Source organism: Mesorhizobium sp. P3_A8, assembly GCF_056402995.1.
The window spans coordinates 283,170-297,624 of the sequence record NZ_JBFUGI010000008.1; the positions used below are offsets into that span (position 1 = coordinate 283,170).

The 14,455-nt window shown below is 66.8% G+C and carries 13 protein-coding genes; 1 reads left to right on the plus strand and 12 read right to left on the minus strand.

Going from position 1 to position 14,455, the window contains the following annotated elements:
• Positions 1-16: 16 nt before the first annotated feature.
• Genes cobT through cbiE form a run of 7 tightly spaced genes read right to left on the minus strand, consistent with a single transcriptional unit; the run spans position 17 to position 6,523 of the window.
• Positions 17-1,027: a nicotinate-nucleotide--dimethylbenzimidazole phosphoribosyltransferase gene (cobT, locus tag AC1DX4_RS20735; protein WP_477222058.1), complete on the minus strand. Its 1,011-nt coding sequence runs from the start codon at positions 1,025-1,027 to the stop codon at positions 17-19.
• Between the two features lie 49 nt (positions 1,028-1,076).
• Complete coding sequence (gene cobS / locus AC1DX4_RS20740) at positions 1,077-1,850, minus strand: adenosylcobinamide-GDP ribazoletransferase (RefSeq protein WP_477222059.1); 774 nt, start codon at positions 1,848-1,850, stop codon at positions 1,077-1,079.
• 48 nt (positions 1,851-1,898) lie between these two features.
• The gene (locus AC1DX4_RS20745; protein ID WP_477222060.1) at positions 1,899-3,212 is read right to left on the minus strand and encodes a cobyrinate a,c-diamide synthase; all 1,314 of its coding nucleotides are present in this window, start codon (positions 3,210-3,212) and stop codon (positions 1,899-1,901) included.
• A complete protein-coding gene (gene cobA / locus AC1DX4_RS20750) occupies positions 3,209-4,027 on the minus strand; it encodes a uroporphyrinogen-III C-methyltransferase (protein ID WP_477222061.1) in 819 nt (272 codons plus the stop codon). The genes AC1DX4_RS20745 and cobA overlap by 4 nt, the downstream gene beginning before the upstream one ends.
• Entirely contained in the window at positions 4,024-4,788 is a 765-nt protein-coding gene (gene cobM, locus AC1DX4_RS20755; protein ID WP_477222062.1) for a precorrin-4 C(11)-methyltransferase, read from the minus strand. The genes cobA and cobM overlap by 4 nt, the downstream gene beginning before the upstream one ends.
• Entirely contained in the window at positions 4,785-5,285 is a 501-nt protein-coding gene (locus tag AC1DX4_RS20760; protein ID WP_477222063.1) for a cobalamin biosynthesis protein, read from the minus strand. Before AC1DX4_RS20760 ends, cobM begins: the two co-directional genes overlap by 4 nt.
• Positions 5,282-6,523 carry a precorrin-6y C5,15-methyltransferase (decarboxylating) subunit CbiE gene (gene cbiE / locus AC1DX4_RS20765; RefSeq protein ID WP_477222064.1) on the minus strand — a complete coding sequence of 414 codons (1,242 nt, stop codon included), beginning with the start codon at positions 6,521-6,523 and terminating at the stop codon, positions 5,282-5,284. The genes AC1DX4_RS20760 and cbiE overlap by 4 nt, the downstream gene beginning before the upstream one ends.
• A 1-nt stretch (position 6,524) precedes the next feature.
• On the opposite strand from cbiE, the gene AC1DX4_RS20770 reads away from it, so the two are divergent.
• Positions 6,525-7,292, plus strand: a complete 768-nt coding sequence (locus AC1DX4_RS20770) for a cobalt-precorrin-6A reductase (RefSeq protein WP_477222065.1) — start codon at positions 6,525-6,527, stop codon at positions 7,290-7,292.
• Here the strand turns inward: AC1DX4_RS20770 and AC1DX4_RS20775 are convergent.
• The 5 genes from AC1DX4_RS20775 to AC1DX4_RS20795 are packed head-to-tail and all read right to left on the minus strand — an operon-like array spanning position 7,256 to position 14,454.
• Complete coding sequence (locus AC1DX4_RS20775; RefSeq protein ID WP_477222066.1) at positions 7,256-8,020, minus strand: precorrin-3B C(17)-methyltransferase; 765 nt, start codon at positions 8,018-8,020, stop codon at positions 7,256-7,258. The two genes, AC1DX4_RS20770 and AC1DX4_RS20775, sit on opposite strands and share 37 nt — an antisense overlap.
• Positions 8,017-8,775 carry a precorrin-2 C(20)-methyltransferase gene (locus AC1DX4_RS20780; RefSeq protein WP_477222067.1) on the minus strand — a complete coding sequence of 253 codons (759 nt, stop codon included), beginning with the start codon at positions 8,773-8,775 and terminating at the stop codon, positions 8,017-8,019. Before AC1DX4_RS20780 ends, AC1DX4_RS20775 begins: the two co-directional genes overlap by 4 nt.
• On the minus strand, positions 8,772-9,404 hold the full coding sequence (locus tag AC1DX4_RS20785) for a precorrin-8X methylmutase (protein ID WP_477222068.1): 633 nt from the start codon (positions 9,402-9,404) through the stop codon (positions 8,772-8,774). The genes AC1DX4_RS20780 and AC1DX4_RS20785 overlap by 4 nt, the downstream gene beginning before the upstream one ends.
• A 2-nt stretch (positions 9,405-9,406) precedes the next feature.
• On the minus strand, positions 9,407-10,927 hold the full coding sequence (cobG, locus tag AC1DX4_RS20790; protein WP_477222069.1) for a precorrin-3B synthase: 1,521 nt from the start codon (positions 10,925-10,927) through the stop codon (positions 9,407-9,409).
• On the minus strand, positions 10,924-14,454 hold the full coding sequence (locus AC1DX4_RS20795) for a cobaltochelatase subunit CobN (RefSeq protein WP_477222070.1): 3,531 nt from the start codon (positions 14,452-14,454) through the stop codon (positions 10,924-10,926). The genes cobG and AC1DX4_RS20795 overlap by 4 nt, the downstream gene beginning before the upstream one ends.
• Between the last annotated feature and the right edge of the window lies 1 nt (position 14,455).

Below are 14,455 nucleotides of genomic sequence, written 5' to 3' on the forward strand. Positions count from 1 at the left end.
TCCGGGCGTTGCGAATCTACTTCTCCGAGACCCCCGCCTCGGCAAAGCTTGCCATCCTTGCATGGCACTCGAGCGCCGAGCGGACGATGTTGACCGCGAGGCAGGCGCCGGAGCCTTCGCCAAGACGCATGCGGAGATCGAGCAGCGGCGGCAGGCTAAGTGCTTCCAGAAGGCCGCGATGGCCGGATTCGGCGGAGACATGGGCCGCGATGGTGTGGGCGAGGCCGGTCGGGTGCAGCTTTGCCAGCGGGGCTGCGGCTGCGGTGCAGACGAAGCCGTCGAGCAGCACGGGTATGCCGAGATGACGGGCGGCCAGCGTGGCGCCGAAGATGGCGGCGAGTTCGCGGCCGCCGAGTGCAGCCGCAATGCCCAGCGGATCGGCGAGGGCAGCGGCGTGGCGCTTGAGACCGGCTTCGATGGCGACCACCTTGCGCTTCAGGCCGGCATCGTCGACGCCGGTGCCGCGCCCGGTCCATTTTTCCGCGCCGCCGCCAAATAGCGCCGCCGAAATGGCAGCCGCCGGCGTGGTGTTGCCGATGCCCATTTCACCGAAGCAGACGAGGTCGAGGTCTTTCGTCACTGCGTCATAGCCAGCTGAGACGGCGGCGAGAAAGGACTTCTCATCCATTGCCGGCACTTGCGTGAAATCGCCGGTCGGATGATCGAGATCGAGCGGGATGACGTCGAGTTCGGCGCCGGCGATACGGGCGAGCTGGTTGATGGCAGCACCGCCGCCGGCGAAATTCGCCACCATCTGCACGGTCACCTCGGAGGGGAAAGCCGACACGCCTTGCGCGGTGACGCCGTGATTGCCGGCGAAGACGAACACCTTCACCCGGTCCAGTCTGGGCATGTCGCGGCCCTGCCAGCGCGCCAGCCATGCGGCGATGGTCTCCAGCCGGCCGAGGCTGCCTTGCGGCTTGGTCAGCGTGTCCTGGCGGCTGGCAACGGCCTTTGCGGCCGTATCGCTTCCGGCGGGCAGATCGAGGCAAGCGGCGCGCAGTTCATCGAGGGATTTGAAGGGCATGGGGGCAAGGTCTCCGGAAGGGAATCAAGGGGAATCAGGCCAAAGGGAATCAAGAGAGGGCTACGGAAGCGACGAGCAGCACCGCGATTTCGCTCACTTGCTGCAAGGCGCCGATCGTGTCGCCGGTCTGGCCACCGATTTGGTTGAGGCAGAGCGCATGGAAGGCGGCGAACAGCAGGCCAAGCAGGATCAGCGCGGCGATGGCGCCGCCGAGCCCAAGCAGCACGAGCGGGATGGCGCCAAGCACGGCAGCAGTAATCGCTATTTCAAGCGAGACGGTGCCGGCGCCGGCCGAGAGGCCGTCGTCGCGCGCCGGGGGCAAGAGATGCATGAAGGCGCCCAGCATGCCACGCGAGGCCGCGTGCGCGGCAACAAGGGCAAAGAGAGCCTGCGTTGGGTCGACCAATTGCGACAACGCGCTCCAGCGGATGAGCAGTGATAGAGCCAGCGCCATGGCGCCATAAGCGCCGATGCGGCTGTCGCGCATGATCTCCAGTTTGCGTCCGCGCGATTTGCCGCCACCAAAGCCGTCGGCGACGTCGGAAAGCCCGTCCTCGTGCAGGCAGCCGGTGGTGATCACCGTTGCGACAAGGGCAAGGGCTGCCGACGGACCCATGGCAAGGCCAAACCGTTCCGCCGTGGCAAAGACGATGGCGCCGATCAGGCCGACGACAAGGCCGGCGATGGGGGCGGCCCAGATCGCGGCGGCAAGGCTGCGGCCGCGAAAATCGAAGACGGGGAGCGGCAGTCTGGTGAAAAACACCAGGCAGTGCGCGATGTCATCGAGGATCTGCCGGGGCGAAACGATGATGTTCCGGACCATGAGCCTGATCTTTTCCGAAAACCGGTCGCCATTTTTCGGCATCTTGTTCTAGCCCCTCGCAATGGCGTGGAAGAAGGTGCCGCTGACATGACCGCGCCGGTAGCCGGAAGCGCCGATCGGATTGCCCTGGCCGTCGGCGAGGTCGGCCAAAGGTTCATCATTGCCGGTGGCTGTCATCTGCGCATAGTGGAATTCGTGGCCACGGATCAGCGCGCCCTGTGAGCCAAGCGGGCAGTCGGCGCGCAGCCGCGCCTCGCGATAGCCGAGGTTCATTTTTCTCTTGGCGAAGCTGGTGGAGTGGCCGAGCAGGCCGAGCATGCGATGCGTTTCGCCGGTTGGATCCTCCAGCGCTTCGCCAAGCACCATGAAGCCACCGCACTCGCCGTGAATGGGCTTCGTTGCGGCAAATCCTGCCATGCCGGTTTTGAACGTCTCCGCCGCTGCGAGCTTGCCGGCATGAAGCTCGGGATAGCCGCCGGGCAGCCAGCAGACATCGCACTCGTGGTCGGGCGCTTCGTCGGCGAGCGGCGAGAACGGAACGATCTCCACGCCGGCCTTGCGCCAGTAGGCGGCGACATGCGGGTAGAGGAAGGTGAAGGCGGCATCCTCGGCCAGTGCGATGCGTTGGCCGGGCGGCTGCAGCGCGCCGTCGAAGTCACCAACTGCCGGGGTGAGGGGCGTTGCCAGCGCCATGATCGCGTCGAGATCGAGCGATTTCTCCGCCATGTCTGCCAGTCGGTCGAGATGCGCCATCAGATCATCATACTCGCCGGCCTGGACGAGGCCGAGATGGCGTTCGGGCAAATTGAGCGTGGGATCGCGCAGGATGGCGCCGACGACGGGCAGACCGATCGCCTCGATGGCGTCGCCGGACAGCCGGCGGTGGCGCTCGCTGCCCAGCCGGTTAAGCACGACGCCGGCCATGCGCACATCCGGGTCGTAGGTGGCAAACCCCTTGGCGACGGCCGCCGCCGTGGTCGATTGGCCGGACACGTCGAGCACCAGCAGCACCGGCAGGCCGTAGAGCCGGGCGAGGTCGGCGGCAGAGCCGGTGCGCCCCGGCGCGGCCGGAATGCCGTCGAATAGGCCCATGGCGCTTTCGAGGATGACGAAATCGGTGTCGTCGGCCTGTTGCGCGGCGAGCGCATTGAGCAGCGATGGCGGCATCGCCCAGCTGTCGAGATTGACGCCGGACAGCCCCGTGGCCGCGGTATGAAAACCGGGGTCGATATAATCAGGCCCGGATTTGGCGCCACGCACTTTCAGTCCACGACGGGTGAGTGCGCGCAGGATGCCGATGGTGACGCTGGTCTTGCCCGAGCCGGAACGCGGCGCGCCGATGATGATGGCGCGGGCGGTCATGCTTGCCCCATCAATGCCGCGCGCATGGCGACGATGCCGCCGACGACGATCAGTGCCGGCGAGGCAAGGCCTGCGGCGGCGGCTTCCTCGGCGATGGTGGCGAGCGTGGCGACGACGGTTCGTTCCTGCGGCGTCGTCGCGGCGACGATCACCGCCGCCGGCGTCGATGGCGCCAGCCCGCCGTCGAGCAGGGCGGCTGCGATCAGCGGCAGATTGGCCATGCCCATATAGACGACGACAGGCTGGCCGGTGCGGGCGATTGCTGCCCAGTCGATGTCGTCATCGGTGCCGGCGGCGTGGCCGGTCGCCAGGATCACCGCCTTGTTGATGCCGCGCATGGTGGCCGGAATGCCGGTGGCCGCCAGCGCGCTGAGGCCCGAGGTCAGGCCGGGCAGCACGCGGAACGGGATGTTTTCGCGCGCGAGTGCCAGCGCCTCTTCGCCGCCGCGGCCGAAAATATAGGGATCGCCGCCCTTCAGCCTGACGACGCGGCGGCCTTCGCGCGCCAGCCGCACCAGCAAAGCGGTGATGTCGTCCTGCTTCATCGACGGTTTTCCGCCGCGCTTGCCGGCAAAGAACAGCTCGGCGTTTGCGGCCACCGCGACGACATCCGGCGAGACGAGCGCGTCGTAGACCAGCGCATCCGCCTCGGTCAGCGCTGCCAGCACTTCCAGGGTCAGGCAGCCGGGGTCACCAGGACCGGCGCCGGCCAGCCAGACATGGCCAGGCTCGAGCCGGCGCGGCTTGAAGTTCAGCCGGGCGAGCGCCTGTTCGAGCGTGGCGTTTTCGCCGTTGTCTTTGGTGCTGCCGCTCACAATCCGTCCCGTCCGCGAAAGCGCCGCTGATAATGGGCGTCGTACAATGAACTCTCGCCAAAGCCTTCCGCCGCCAGCGAGCGGCTGACGAAGATGATCGCAGTGCGCTCCATCGGATCGGCGGCAAGCTGTGCCTCGATGGTCGCCAGCGTGCCGGTCAGCACGCGCTCATCCGGCCAGGAGGCGCGGAAGACGATCGCCACCGGGCAATCGCCGCCATAATGCGGCGTCAGCTCGGTGACGACGCGATCGATGGCGTGGATGGCCAGATGAATGGCAAGCGTAGCGCCGGTGCGGCCGAAACCGGCCAGCGTTTCGCCGGGCGGCATCTTTGAGGCGCGGCCGGAAACGCGGGTCAGCACCAGGCTTTGCGCGATCTCGGGAATGGTCAGCTCGCGGCGCAGCGCGGCAGCGGCAGCGGCGAAGGAAGGAACGCCCGGCGTCAGCGTGTAAGGGATGCCGTGCTTTTCCAGCCGGCGGATCTGCTCGGCAACGGCACTCCACACCGAGAGGTCGCCGGAATGCAGGCGGGCGACATCATGGCCGGCGTTATGTGCGTCGAGATAGGCGGCCTCGATCTCGTCGAGCGACATCGGTGCGGTGTCGATCAGTTTCGTTCCCGGTGCGCAATGCTGCAGCAATTCGGGAGCGACGATCGAACCGGCGTGGAGGCAGACCGGGCAGCTTGCCAGAAGCCTGGCGCCGCGCAGCGTGATGAGATCGGCGGCGCCCGGACCGGCGCCGATAAAATGGACGGTCATTCAGCATCTCCGCTGATGGCGATGGCGCAGGTGACCGGGCCGAACACGGTGCGGGGGCCAAGCAGTTTTGCCCCGACGCCGGCAACGGCGAGGGCTGACGCTTCGGAAACCGACGGCGTGCCGGCCAGATCTTGCGAGAGGCTGCGCGAGGCGGCCCCCTCATCCGGCCCTTCGGGCCACCTTCTCCCCGTTGGGGAGAAGAGACTGGCGCCGGCGCTGGTAGTCTCCTCTCCCCTCGGGGAGAGGTCAGCCGAGCGAAGCGGAGGCTGGGTGAGGGGGAGCGACGGTTCGGATCCCGCGACATCCACCACTATGACAGGGAGATTGAGTTCACGGCCGGCGGCGAAAATGGCCTCTTCGCGGCGTTTGAACTCGGTTGTCGCCAAAGCGGACAGCGCAGTCATCGCCAGCCCATGTGCTTCGAGGGTAGTTTCTATCGCGGCAAGCACGTCTTCAACGCTCACGCCTTTTCGGCTGCCGATGCCCGCGACTATCATGGCTTCACCCAGCTCCACTGGGTGACCGGCATCGCCGGCCGCCATGCCTGCATCGAGCCAACGGGCGAGGCGCGCGAAATGTTTATCCTGGTGAGATCGCCACCGAGTTTCGTGTGCTGGGCGAGAAGCAGGGCTTCCATCTCCAGCGTCACCGCATTGGCGACCAGACGGCCGCCAGGGCGCAGCGCCTTGATGGCGGCCTTCAACACGCCGGTGTCGCTGCCGCCGCCGCCGACAAAGATCGCGTCCGGCGTGTCCAGCCCTGCAAGCGCCTTGGGGGCGCTGCCTTCCACCACGACAAGGCCGGGAACGCCGCAGGCGGCGGCGTTGCGGTGGATGCGGGCGGCGCGGGTCGGGTCGGCCTCGATGGCGATAGTGCGCATCAGGGGATTGGCCAGCATCCATTCGATGCCGATCGAACCGGAGCCGGCACCGATATCCCACAGCAATTCGCCACGCCTCGGCGCCAGCGCCGAAAGGGTGATGGCGCGGATTTCGCGCTTGGTGATCTGGCCGTCATGGTCGAAGAGATGATCGGCAAGGCCGAACGCCAATGGCAGAATACGTGCATCCGGGCCGGATTCAATTTCGACCGCCAGCACGTTGAGCGGATTGATGTTTTCGAGGGCGAAGGCATCGGCGCGAGCCGTGCGCTGCGTTTCCTTTGGCCCGCCAAGTGCCTCCAGGACCGTCAGCCGCGAGGCGCCGAAATCGAGTTCGGTGAGCAGGCGGGCAATTGCCGCTGGCGCTTCGGCATCCGACGTCAATGCCAGGATGCGCGCGTTTGGCTGCAGCAGCGGCCGGATCAGGTCGAGCGGACGGCCATGCAGCGAGATCGTCTCGATGTCCTGCAGTGCCCAGCCCAGGCGAGCGGCCGCCAGCGAAACGGCTGACGGCGCGGGGATGACATGCATCGCCTGCGGCTTCACTTTGCGGGCGAGAGTGGCGCCGACCCCGTGGAAAAAGGGATCGCCGGAGGCGAGCACGCAGACGCGCCTGCCAGCAAGCGCCAGCACGTCGCTCATTCCCGCATCGAAAGGGACCGGCCAGGGGCAGGGCTTGCCTTTGGCGAAGGACGCGACAAGCGCCAGATGCCGCTTGCCGCCGAAGATGAATTCCGCTTCGGCGATCCGCTGCTTGGCCTCGTCGCCGAGACCGGCTAAACCGTCCTCGCCGATGCCAATGACCGTCAGCCATCGAGAGTTGAGCTTGGCGCTGCGCGGACCCTCAGCAGGCATGATGACCCACCGTATTCTGATACTCGGCGGCACCACGGAAGCCCGGCAACTGGCCGGAAGACTGGCTGTCCGCACGGATTTCTCGGTCACGCTGTCGCTGGCCGGCCGCACCGAGCACCCGATCGCACAGAACGTGCCGACAAGGGTCGGTGGCTTTGGTGGTGCTGGCGGGCTGGCGGCCTATCTCAATGACATGCGGATCGACCTGCTGATCGATGCCACGCATCCCTATGCGGCGCGAATCTCCGCCAATGCCGCGCAAGCGGCACGCATGGCCGGCGCGCCGATCTTCGCTCTGCGCCGTCCCGGTTGGGAGCCTGTCGAGGGCGATCTCTGGACTGAAGTCGATACAACAGGTGATGCTGTGCAAGCGCTCGGCGCCAAGCCGCGCCGGGTCTTCCTGGCGTTGGGACGGCAAGAGGTCGCCGCGTTCGAGGCGGCGCCCCAACACCATTATCTCATCCGCAGCGTTGATCCGGTCGAACCGAAGCTGGCCGTTCCCGACGCTGACTATCTGCTGGCGCGCGGCCCGTTTCGCGAGACGGACGAACGCGTCTTGCTCGGAAACCATCGCATTGATGTCGTCGTGTCCAAGAACAGCGGCGGCGCGGCGACCTACGGCAAGATTGCCGCCGCAAGGGCGCTTGGCATCGAGGTGATCATGGTCCGCAGGCCGGCGTTGCCCGATGTGCCTTCGGCTGAAACCGTCGAAGCGCTGGCCGCGATGGTCGATCATTTTGTCGAGCCCGCTGCCGAACGCGGCGTGTAGACCAGCGCCGGTCTGTCGCCACGCTTGATGATCCGGGTTTCCGGCGAGCCGATGATGATGCAGGTCGCCATGTCGGCCTTTTGCGCGTCGACGTCGGCCAGCAGGAACACCTCGATGCGCTCGTCGGGACGGCCGGCGGCGCGGCCGAAGATGACCGGCGTTGTGCCGGGCAGGATTGCGGTCAGGCACTCGAAGGCGCGGCCTAGCTGCCAGGGGCGGGCCTTGCTGATCGGGTTGTAGAGCGCGATGACGAAGCCGGCGCCGGCCGCCGCCAGGAGACGCAGTTCGATCAGATCCCACGGCTTCAGATTGTCGGACAGCGAGATGGCGCAGAAATCATGGCCGAGCGGCGCGCCGATACGGGCGGCGACGGCGAGCATGGCGGTGATGCCCGGCACGACGGCGACATCGACGGCCCGCCATTCGGCCGGGCCGGCCTCGATCGCCTCGCAGACGGCCGCCGCCATGGCGAAGACGCCGGGATCGCCACCCGAAACCACGGCGACCTCATGGCCCTCGGCGGCCTTGGTCAAGGCGTCCTTGGAGCGGGCGAGTTCCTCGCGGTTGTCGGAAGCGACGCGGGTCTGATCCGGGCGCAGTTCCAGCCGGTCAAGATAGGGCTTGTAGCCATAGAAGAATTTTGCTTCCGCGACGGCGCGGCTGGCTTCGGGCGTGACCTGGTCGGCATTGCCGGGCCCGAGGCCAATGACGGTGATACGGCCGCTCATGCCTGCGCTCCCAGCGCGCCGGGGCGGCCGGACCAGCCGGCGACCAATACGATGGCGAAGTAGGGCGCCTTGTCGTCCTGCTTGTCGGCAAGCTTCATCGAGACGCTGCCGGCCATGGTGCCGCGCTCGACATAGACGGCGCGCGTCAACTTGCCGGTGGCTTCCAGCGCGCGCCTGATCTTGGGCAGGTTGCGGCCGACCTTCATGATGACGGCAGCATCGGTGTCGGCCAGCCGTCGCGTCAGCTCGAACTCGCTCATCGTGCCGGGCAAAACCGTCAGCACGTCGTCGCCCTGGACGATCGGCACACCGGTTTGCGACCAGCAGCCTGACATGGCGGTGACGCCGGGAATGACTTCTGTGGGGAAACGATGCGCAAGGCGGACATGCAGATGCATGTAGGAGCCGTAGAACAGCGGGTCGCCTTCGGACAGGACGGCAACCATCCTGCCGGCGTCGAGGTGCTCGGCGACCTTCTCGGCAGATTCCTCGTAGAAGCCGGTGATCTGCGAGCGGTAGTCGTCGTGATCCTTGTCGATTTCGGTGGTGACGGGATAGAGCAGCGGCAACTCCAGCATATCAGGCCGGAAGCGCGTTTCGACGATGGCGCGGGCGTTGCTGTTGTTGCCGCGCTTGGCGAAATAGGCGACGACATCGGCTTCGGCCAAGGCCCGCGCGGCCTTCAGCGTCAACAGTTCGGGGTCGCCGGGACCGGTGCCGACTCCGACGAGACGGCCTTTTGAAAGCGCGTTCACAGGCCCGGCCTCGCCAGCGAATTGAGCGCGGCTGCGGTCATGGCGCTGCCGCCCAGACGGCCGCGCACGATGGCGTAGGGCACGCCATAGGAATTCTCTGCCAGCGCATCCTTGGATTCGGCAGCGCCGACGAAGCCGACCGGCATGCCGATGATGGCCGCCGGCTTCGGCGCGCCGTCGCGCAGCTTTTCCAGGAGATAGAACAGTGCTGTCGGCGCATTGCCGATGGCGACGACGGAGCCTGCCATGCGCTCGCCCCACAAGTCGATCGCCGCGGCCGAACGGGTGTTACCGATCGCTTTGGCGATGTCGTGCGTGCGCGGGTCGCGCAGCGTGCAGATCACCTCGTTGCCGGCCGGCAGCCTGGCGCGGGTGACGCCATGCGAGACCATCTCCGCGTCGCAGAAGATCGGCGCACCGGCGGCGAGCGCCTTGCGCGCTGCAGTGACGAAGTCTGGCGAGAAAACGAAATGACTTGATGCTTCGACCTGGCCGCAGGCATGGATCATGCGGATGGCGACATCGGCCTCGGCTTCTGTGAAGCGCGACAGGTCAGCCTCGGCGCGGATGATGGCGAAGGAGCGCTCGTAGATCGCCGTGCCGTCGTGGATGTAGTCGTAGGCGGCCATGCTCATTTCCGTTTTTTAGTTTGGGCCTGTCGGTAAGCCTCGGCGATTGCTGCCGGCCCGAGCCTTGTCAGGCAGTCGGCGGCGGTCTCGCCCTGAAATCGTGCGCTGCGGATCATTGCCGCGACGCGGCTGATGCCGCGCGCGGCGTCATAGCCCGGCCTGTAGCCGGCAGGAAGGGCCTTTGCCGTCGCGTTCACGACAAGTCCGGCTCCATTTTCGCCGCCGACGATTGTGAGTGCCGCCGGGCCGGGATGCGCGCAGCCCTTGGCGCAGCCGGAAATGTGCAGGGTGAAGTCGAGGATGTCGGCGTTTTCTGCGGCAATCGTCTCCGCGATGTCGCGCGTGGCGATGCGCCCGGAAGCACAGGCCGGCGTGCCGGGGCAGGCGGCGATACGGGTACGCGGGTCGGTGGGGGAGGTGACGAAGCCGAGGGTGGCGGCGGTGTGCTGGAAGAGTTCGTTTGCGGTTGCCGGTTGACCGAGGAAGAGGAGGGCGCGGCCTGGGGCGAGGCGGATTTCGGTGGTGCCGAAGGCGAGGGCGCTTTGCGCGAGGGCAATGATTTTATCTGCTGGCATGCTGCCGTAGGGGAGAGCGATGCCGAGGGTGAAAGTGTTGCCGGTTAAGGGGAAAAGGCCGATAGGTTTGCGCGAGGCGCCCCCCTCTGTCCTGCCGGACATCTCCCCCACAGGTGGGGAGATTGGCAGCTCGGCCGGCTGCGCCGTTCTTGCGAAGGCGGAGGGTTGCTCAGCCGTTTCGGCGTTGGAAATTGGCGAAGGCGAGCGCGCATGAGCAATCTCCCCCCTCGTGGGGGAGATGTCCGGCAGGACAGAGGGGGGCGCCACAGAATGCCAGCTTGCGAGAGAGGCAAGCTGCCTCTCCGACAAATCCCTCGCATGCGCTTCGCGGCCTTTTTCGGCAATCATCTTCAGCGCAGCGACGGCTATGTCTCTCGCGTCATCCGCATCGACCTTTGCCAATACCTTCGCGTTTCGGCCGTCGCCGGCAACCGATACGCTCCAAACGATGTCGTTGTCGGCTCGCACCGCCTTAAGCCGCACATCGGCCGTCACCGCATCCATCGTCAGTTGTCCGCCGCCGTCGACGACAACAGACACCTTTGGTCCCAGTCTTGGCGTCAGCCCAGCGTCCTCGACCGCCGCCCTGATCCGCTCAGCCAGTGGCCGCGGATCGGCGATCTCCTGCGGATCGATGCCCGCCAGCGGCCCGGTCTCAACCGGCACGCCGGTGCGCACCGCAATGCCCAGTGCATCCACCTCCGCTGCCAGCAGCGTAGCACTTCCTGTTGTCAGACCGCGTATCTGCAAACTGCCGCGCGCGGTGACTTCCATGATGCCGTTGCCATGTCGCAGCGCGGATTCTGCCAACCCGATCAACAGCTTCGGCGACAAGCCTCCGGAAGATGGGCCTCCGGCGACCGGGTTGAGCCGCACCAGCAGTCCATCGCCGGTCTGCATCGGCGCTGACAAAGCCGGACAGGCGCCACGTCGTGAGAAGGCGTTCATGCCGCAACCCCGAGCGCTTCTGCTTCGGCAATCAGCGCGGCGAGGTCGTCGTCGATGGAATTGCGCAGGGGATGCCAGAGGCCACGCCGGCGCGCCGACAGGAAGCGCTCGGCGATGACCTTCGCGGCGGCGGGGTTTTCGCGCAGGATGAAGGCGCGAACGTCGGGATCGCCGACATAGGCATCGTGCACGGCCTCGATCAGCGCACCTGAAATGGCGTGGGTGGTTTCGGCGAAGCCGACCAGCCGGTCGACCGTCTCGGCGAATTCGGAGGCGCCGCGCGGGCCGTGGCGCATCTGGCCTGATATGAAGCGTGGATTGACGGCGCGGGCGCGCACGACGCGTGAGACGGCCTCGCTGACCGAGCGCGGCTTCGGCTTCTGCGGGTCTGTCGTGTCGAGCACGATGACGTCGGCATTTCTGCCCAGCGCGGCAAGGGCGGCCGAAAAGCCGCCGATGAAAGCGACATCGGCGGAGCCCTCAAGAATGTCGCGGCCGGGGTCGTCGCCGGTGTGGACCAGAAGGTCAGCCTCGGCGATGCGGCCCTCGAAGGCGCCGGGCGCCGAGATGCCTTCGCCACCGGCGCCACCATAGGCATGCGAGGTGGCATCGAGATAGGCGCGGCCGATCTCTTCACGCACGGCCCAGTCGCCACGGGACAAAAGATCCTCGACACCCGCGCCATAGGTGCCGGGCGAGGTGCCGAAAATGCGTGGGCTGATCTTGCCATCGGCGCGGGTTCGCGCCGCGAGGGGGTTTTCCGAATCGTCCTCGTCGCGCGCGGCGACGGCGTTTGCTGCGGCATCGATCAGCGCGATCTGGGTCGGGAACATGTCGCGGAACAGGCCCGATATGCGCCAGGTGACGTCGACGCGCGGCCGGCCGAGTGCTGCCGGCGGAAGCACCTCGATGCCGGTGATGCGGCCGGTGGCGGCATCCCATTGCGGCCGGCAACCCATCAGCGCCAGGCCTTGCGCAATCTCCTCGCCGCCGGTGCGCAGCGAGGCCGAGCCCCAGAGATCGATGACCAGCGAGCGCGGCCAGTCGCCATGCGACTGCATGTAGCCACGCACGACTTCTTCCGCTGCCACCTTGCCCAGATCATAGGCCGTCGGCGTCGGCATGGTGCGCGGATCGGATGTGAACAGATTGCGGCCCGTGGGCAAAACGTCGGAGCGCCCCCGCGCCGGCGCGCCGGCTGGACCGGCCTTGATGTGGTGGCCATCAAGCGCGGCAAGCAGCGCCGCCTTTTCAGCCTCGGCACTTTGCCGGCGCATGGCGTCGGGTTCGTCCTCAGGCGCGCGGCCATAGATGTGCAGGCCGTCCTTGATGGCGAAATCCTTGAGGTCGCAGAGCCAGGCGTCGATGCGGCGCAGCGCCTCGTCGGGGGCGTCGGTCCTGCCGACACCGGCTTCCGAGGCGAGGCCGGTCTTTTGCGCGGTGTCGACGATCAGTTTGGCGAGACGATCGCGGCGACGGCGATCGAGACCGTCGGCCTGGGCGTATTCGTCGACCAACCGCTCGAGCTTGTGCTGGTTTTCGTCCAAACCGGCGCCGGTGAGCGGCGGCGGCAGATGGCCAAGCGTGACGGCGGCAATACGCCGCTTGGCCTGTGCCGCCTCGCCGGGATTGGAGACGATGAAGGGATAGATGACGGGCAGGGGTCCAGTGACGATCTCGGGAAAACAGGTTTGCGACAGCGCGACCGTCTTGCCGGGCAGCCATTCCAGCGTGCCGTGGGCCCCGACATGGATCAGGGCATGGACGCCGAGTGATTTGCGTAACCACAGGCCGAAGGCGAGGAGGGCGTGGCGCGGCGGGAGAGTCGGGTCGTGGTAATCGGCGCGGCGATCGGCGGAGCGGCCGCGATCGGGGGCCAGCGCCACGGTTATGTTGCCGAAGGTGGCGGCGCGGAAGGGGAAGCTTGCTGAGGTTGGCGCTTGAACACCCCCCTCTGTCCTGCCGGACATCTCCCCCGCAAGGGGGGAGATCGAACTCTCGTTGCTGGTTTCGCCAATCTCCAACGTTGCCGGGATGTACGAAGCGGTGAAGCTGCCGATCTCCCCCCTTGCGGGGGAGATGTCCGGCAGGACAGAGGGGGGTGCTTCGCACAAACCTGTCTCGTCTTCTGCTTCCCCCCACGCCGCCTCGACGGCGGTCATTGCCTCAACCGGCAATTCCTTCGAGAAGGTCAGATAATCTTCCAACCCCGGCCCATCATTGCCCCGCTCCAGCAAATCCAGCAATTCACGCGGCGTTTGCGGAATCCCCTCAACCACATAGCCCTGTTCGCTCAGGTCATGCAGCATCGCCAGCACACTGGAAGGCACGTCAAGGCCGACAGCATAGCCGGTGCGCCCAGGCGCGCTTGGATAATCCGGGATCAGAATAGCCAGCTTGCGCTCTGCGCGCGGAGTCTCCTGCAACTTGATGAACGCTGCCACACGGTCCGCGACCTGCGCCACGCGATCCGGTTCCGGCCGGTTGGCAAAGGCGCGGTGGCCAAGTGCTGGATCGACATCGCTCTCGCCCTTGAAGGAAATGGCGCCGGCGAGGATGCGGCCGTCCAGCTCCGGCAGCACGACATGCATGGCAAGGTCGGCGGGCGCCAGGCCGCGCTGGTTGTTCTCCCAGACGTCGCGGCGGGTGGTGGCGACGATGACCTGGAAGACGGGCACGCCGGCACGGTCGAACAGGGTTTCGACGCTGGGTTCGGCGCCGGAGGCGAAGGCGGTCGCGGTGATGATGGCGGCGGGGTTCAGGGCGGCCAGCGCGGTTTCCACGAACGCCAGCGAGGTCGGGTCTTTCAGGCTGGAGACGAAGATTGGGACCGGCGCGATACCGCGTTGGCGGAGCGCTTCAAAAAGGGCGTCGACGGGCTCGACATCGGCGGCGAGCAGCATCGAGCGGTAGAACAGGATGGGAATGACGGGAGCGGCATTTTCCTCCCCTTGGAGGGGGAGGGGGACGACGCCGCGGTTCGGCTCGTAGTAGCCCGCTTTCGGCACGCTGACCGGCTCGGTGACAGCTGCTTCCCGTCCCGCCAGCCCCGCCAGCCGCTGCACCAGTGCGCTCATATTGGCCGGGCCGCCCTCGCGGAAATAGCCGAGCAGGCTATCCAATTCCTCGCGTGGCAGCGTCGAGGCTTCGATCAGCCTGATATCCTCGTCGTGGCTTTCACCTGGAAGCAGCGCGAGTTTAATCCCGTGTTCGCGGGCGGTCGCGGCAAGCTGGTCGCAGCCATAGCGCCACCAGTCGTAGCCGCCGAGGATGCGCACCAGGATGATCTTGGCGTGGCGGGCGACGCTGTCGACCCAGAGGTCAACGGACATGGGATGGCGCAGGTCGCGAAGTGCGGCCAGCCGCATCGAGGGCAGGCGGTCGGCATCCGCTTTCCACGCTGCCGCAAGGCCGGCAAGGTCGCTGTCGGTGAAGGACAGGGCCACGATATCCGCCGGCGTCTGCCGCAGATCGACCGGCTCGGCGAGATCGTCGAGCGAGGCGGAGGTCGTGGTGAGGATGTGCATC

Coding starts and splice junctions, on each gene's coding strand:
- cobT (WP_477222058.1), bottom strand. CDS start 1,027: ATGCCCTTCAAATCCCTCGATGAACTGCGCGCCGCTTGCCTCGATCTG.
- cobS (WP_477222059.1), bottom strand. CDS start 1,850: ATGGTCCGGAACATCATCGTTTCGCCCCGGCAGATCCTCGATGACATC.
- AC1DX4_RS20745 (WP_477222060.1), bottom strand. CDS start 3,212: ATGACCGCCCGCGCCATCATCATCGGCGCGCCGCGTTCCGGCTCGGGC.
- cobM (WP_477222062.1), bottom strand. CDS start 4,788: ATGACCGTCCATTTTATCGGCGCCGGTCCGGGCGCCGCCGATCTCATC.
- AC1DX4_RS20760 (WP_477222063.1), bottom strand. CDS start 5,285: ATGATAGTCGCGGGCATCGGCAGCCGAAAAGGCGTGAGCGTTGAAGAC.
- cbiE (WP_477222064.1), bottom strand. CDS start 6,523: ATGCCTGCTGAGGGTCCGCGCAGCGCCAAGCTCAACTCTCGATGGCTG.
- AC1DX4_RS20770 (WP_477222065.1), top strand. CDS start 6,525: ATGACCCACCGTATTCTGATACTCGGCGGCACCACGGAAGCCCGGCAA.
- AC1DX4_RS20775 (WP_477222066.1), bottom strand. CDS start 8,020: ATGAGCGGCCGTATCACCGTCATTGGCCTCGGGCCCGGCAATGCCGAC.
- AC1DX4_RS20785 (WP_477222068.1), bottom strand. CDS start 9,404: ATGGCCGCCTACGACTACATCCACGACGGCACGGCGATCTACGAGCGC.
- cobG (WP_477222069.1), bottom strand. CDS start 10,927: ATGAACGCCTTCTCACGACGTGGCGCCTGTCCGGCTTTGTCAGCGCCG.
- AC1DX4_RS20795 (WP_477222070.1), bottom strand. CDS start 14,454: ATGCACATCCTCACCACGACCTCCGCCTCGCTCGACGATCTCGCCGAG.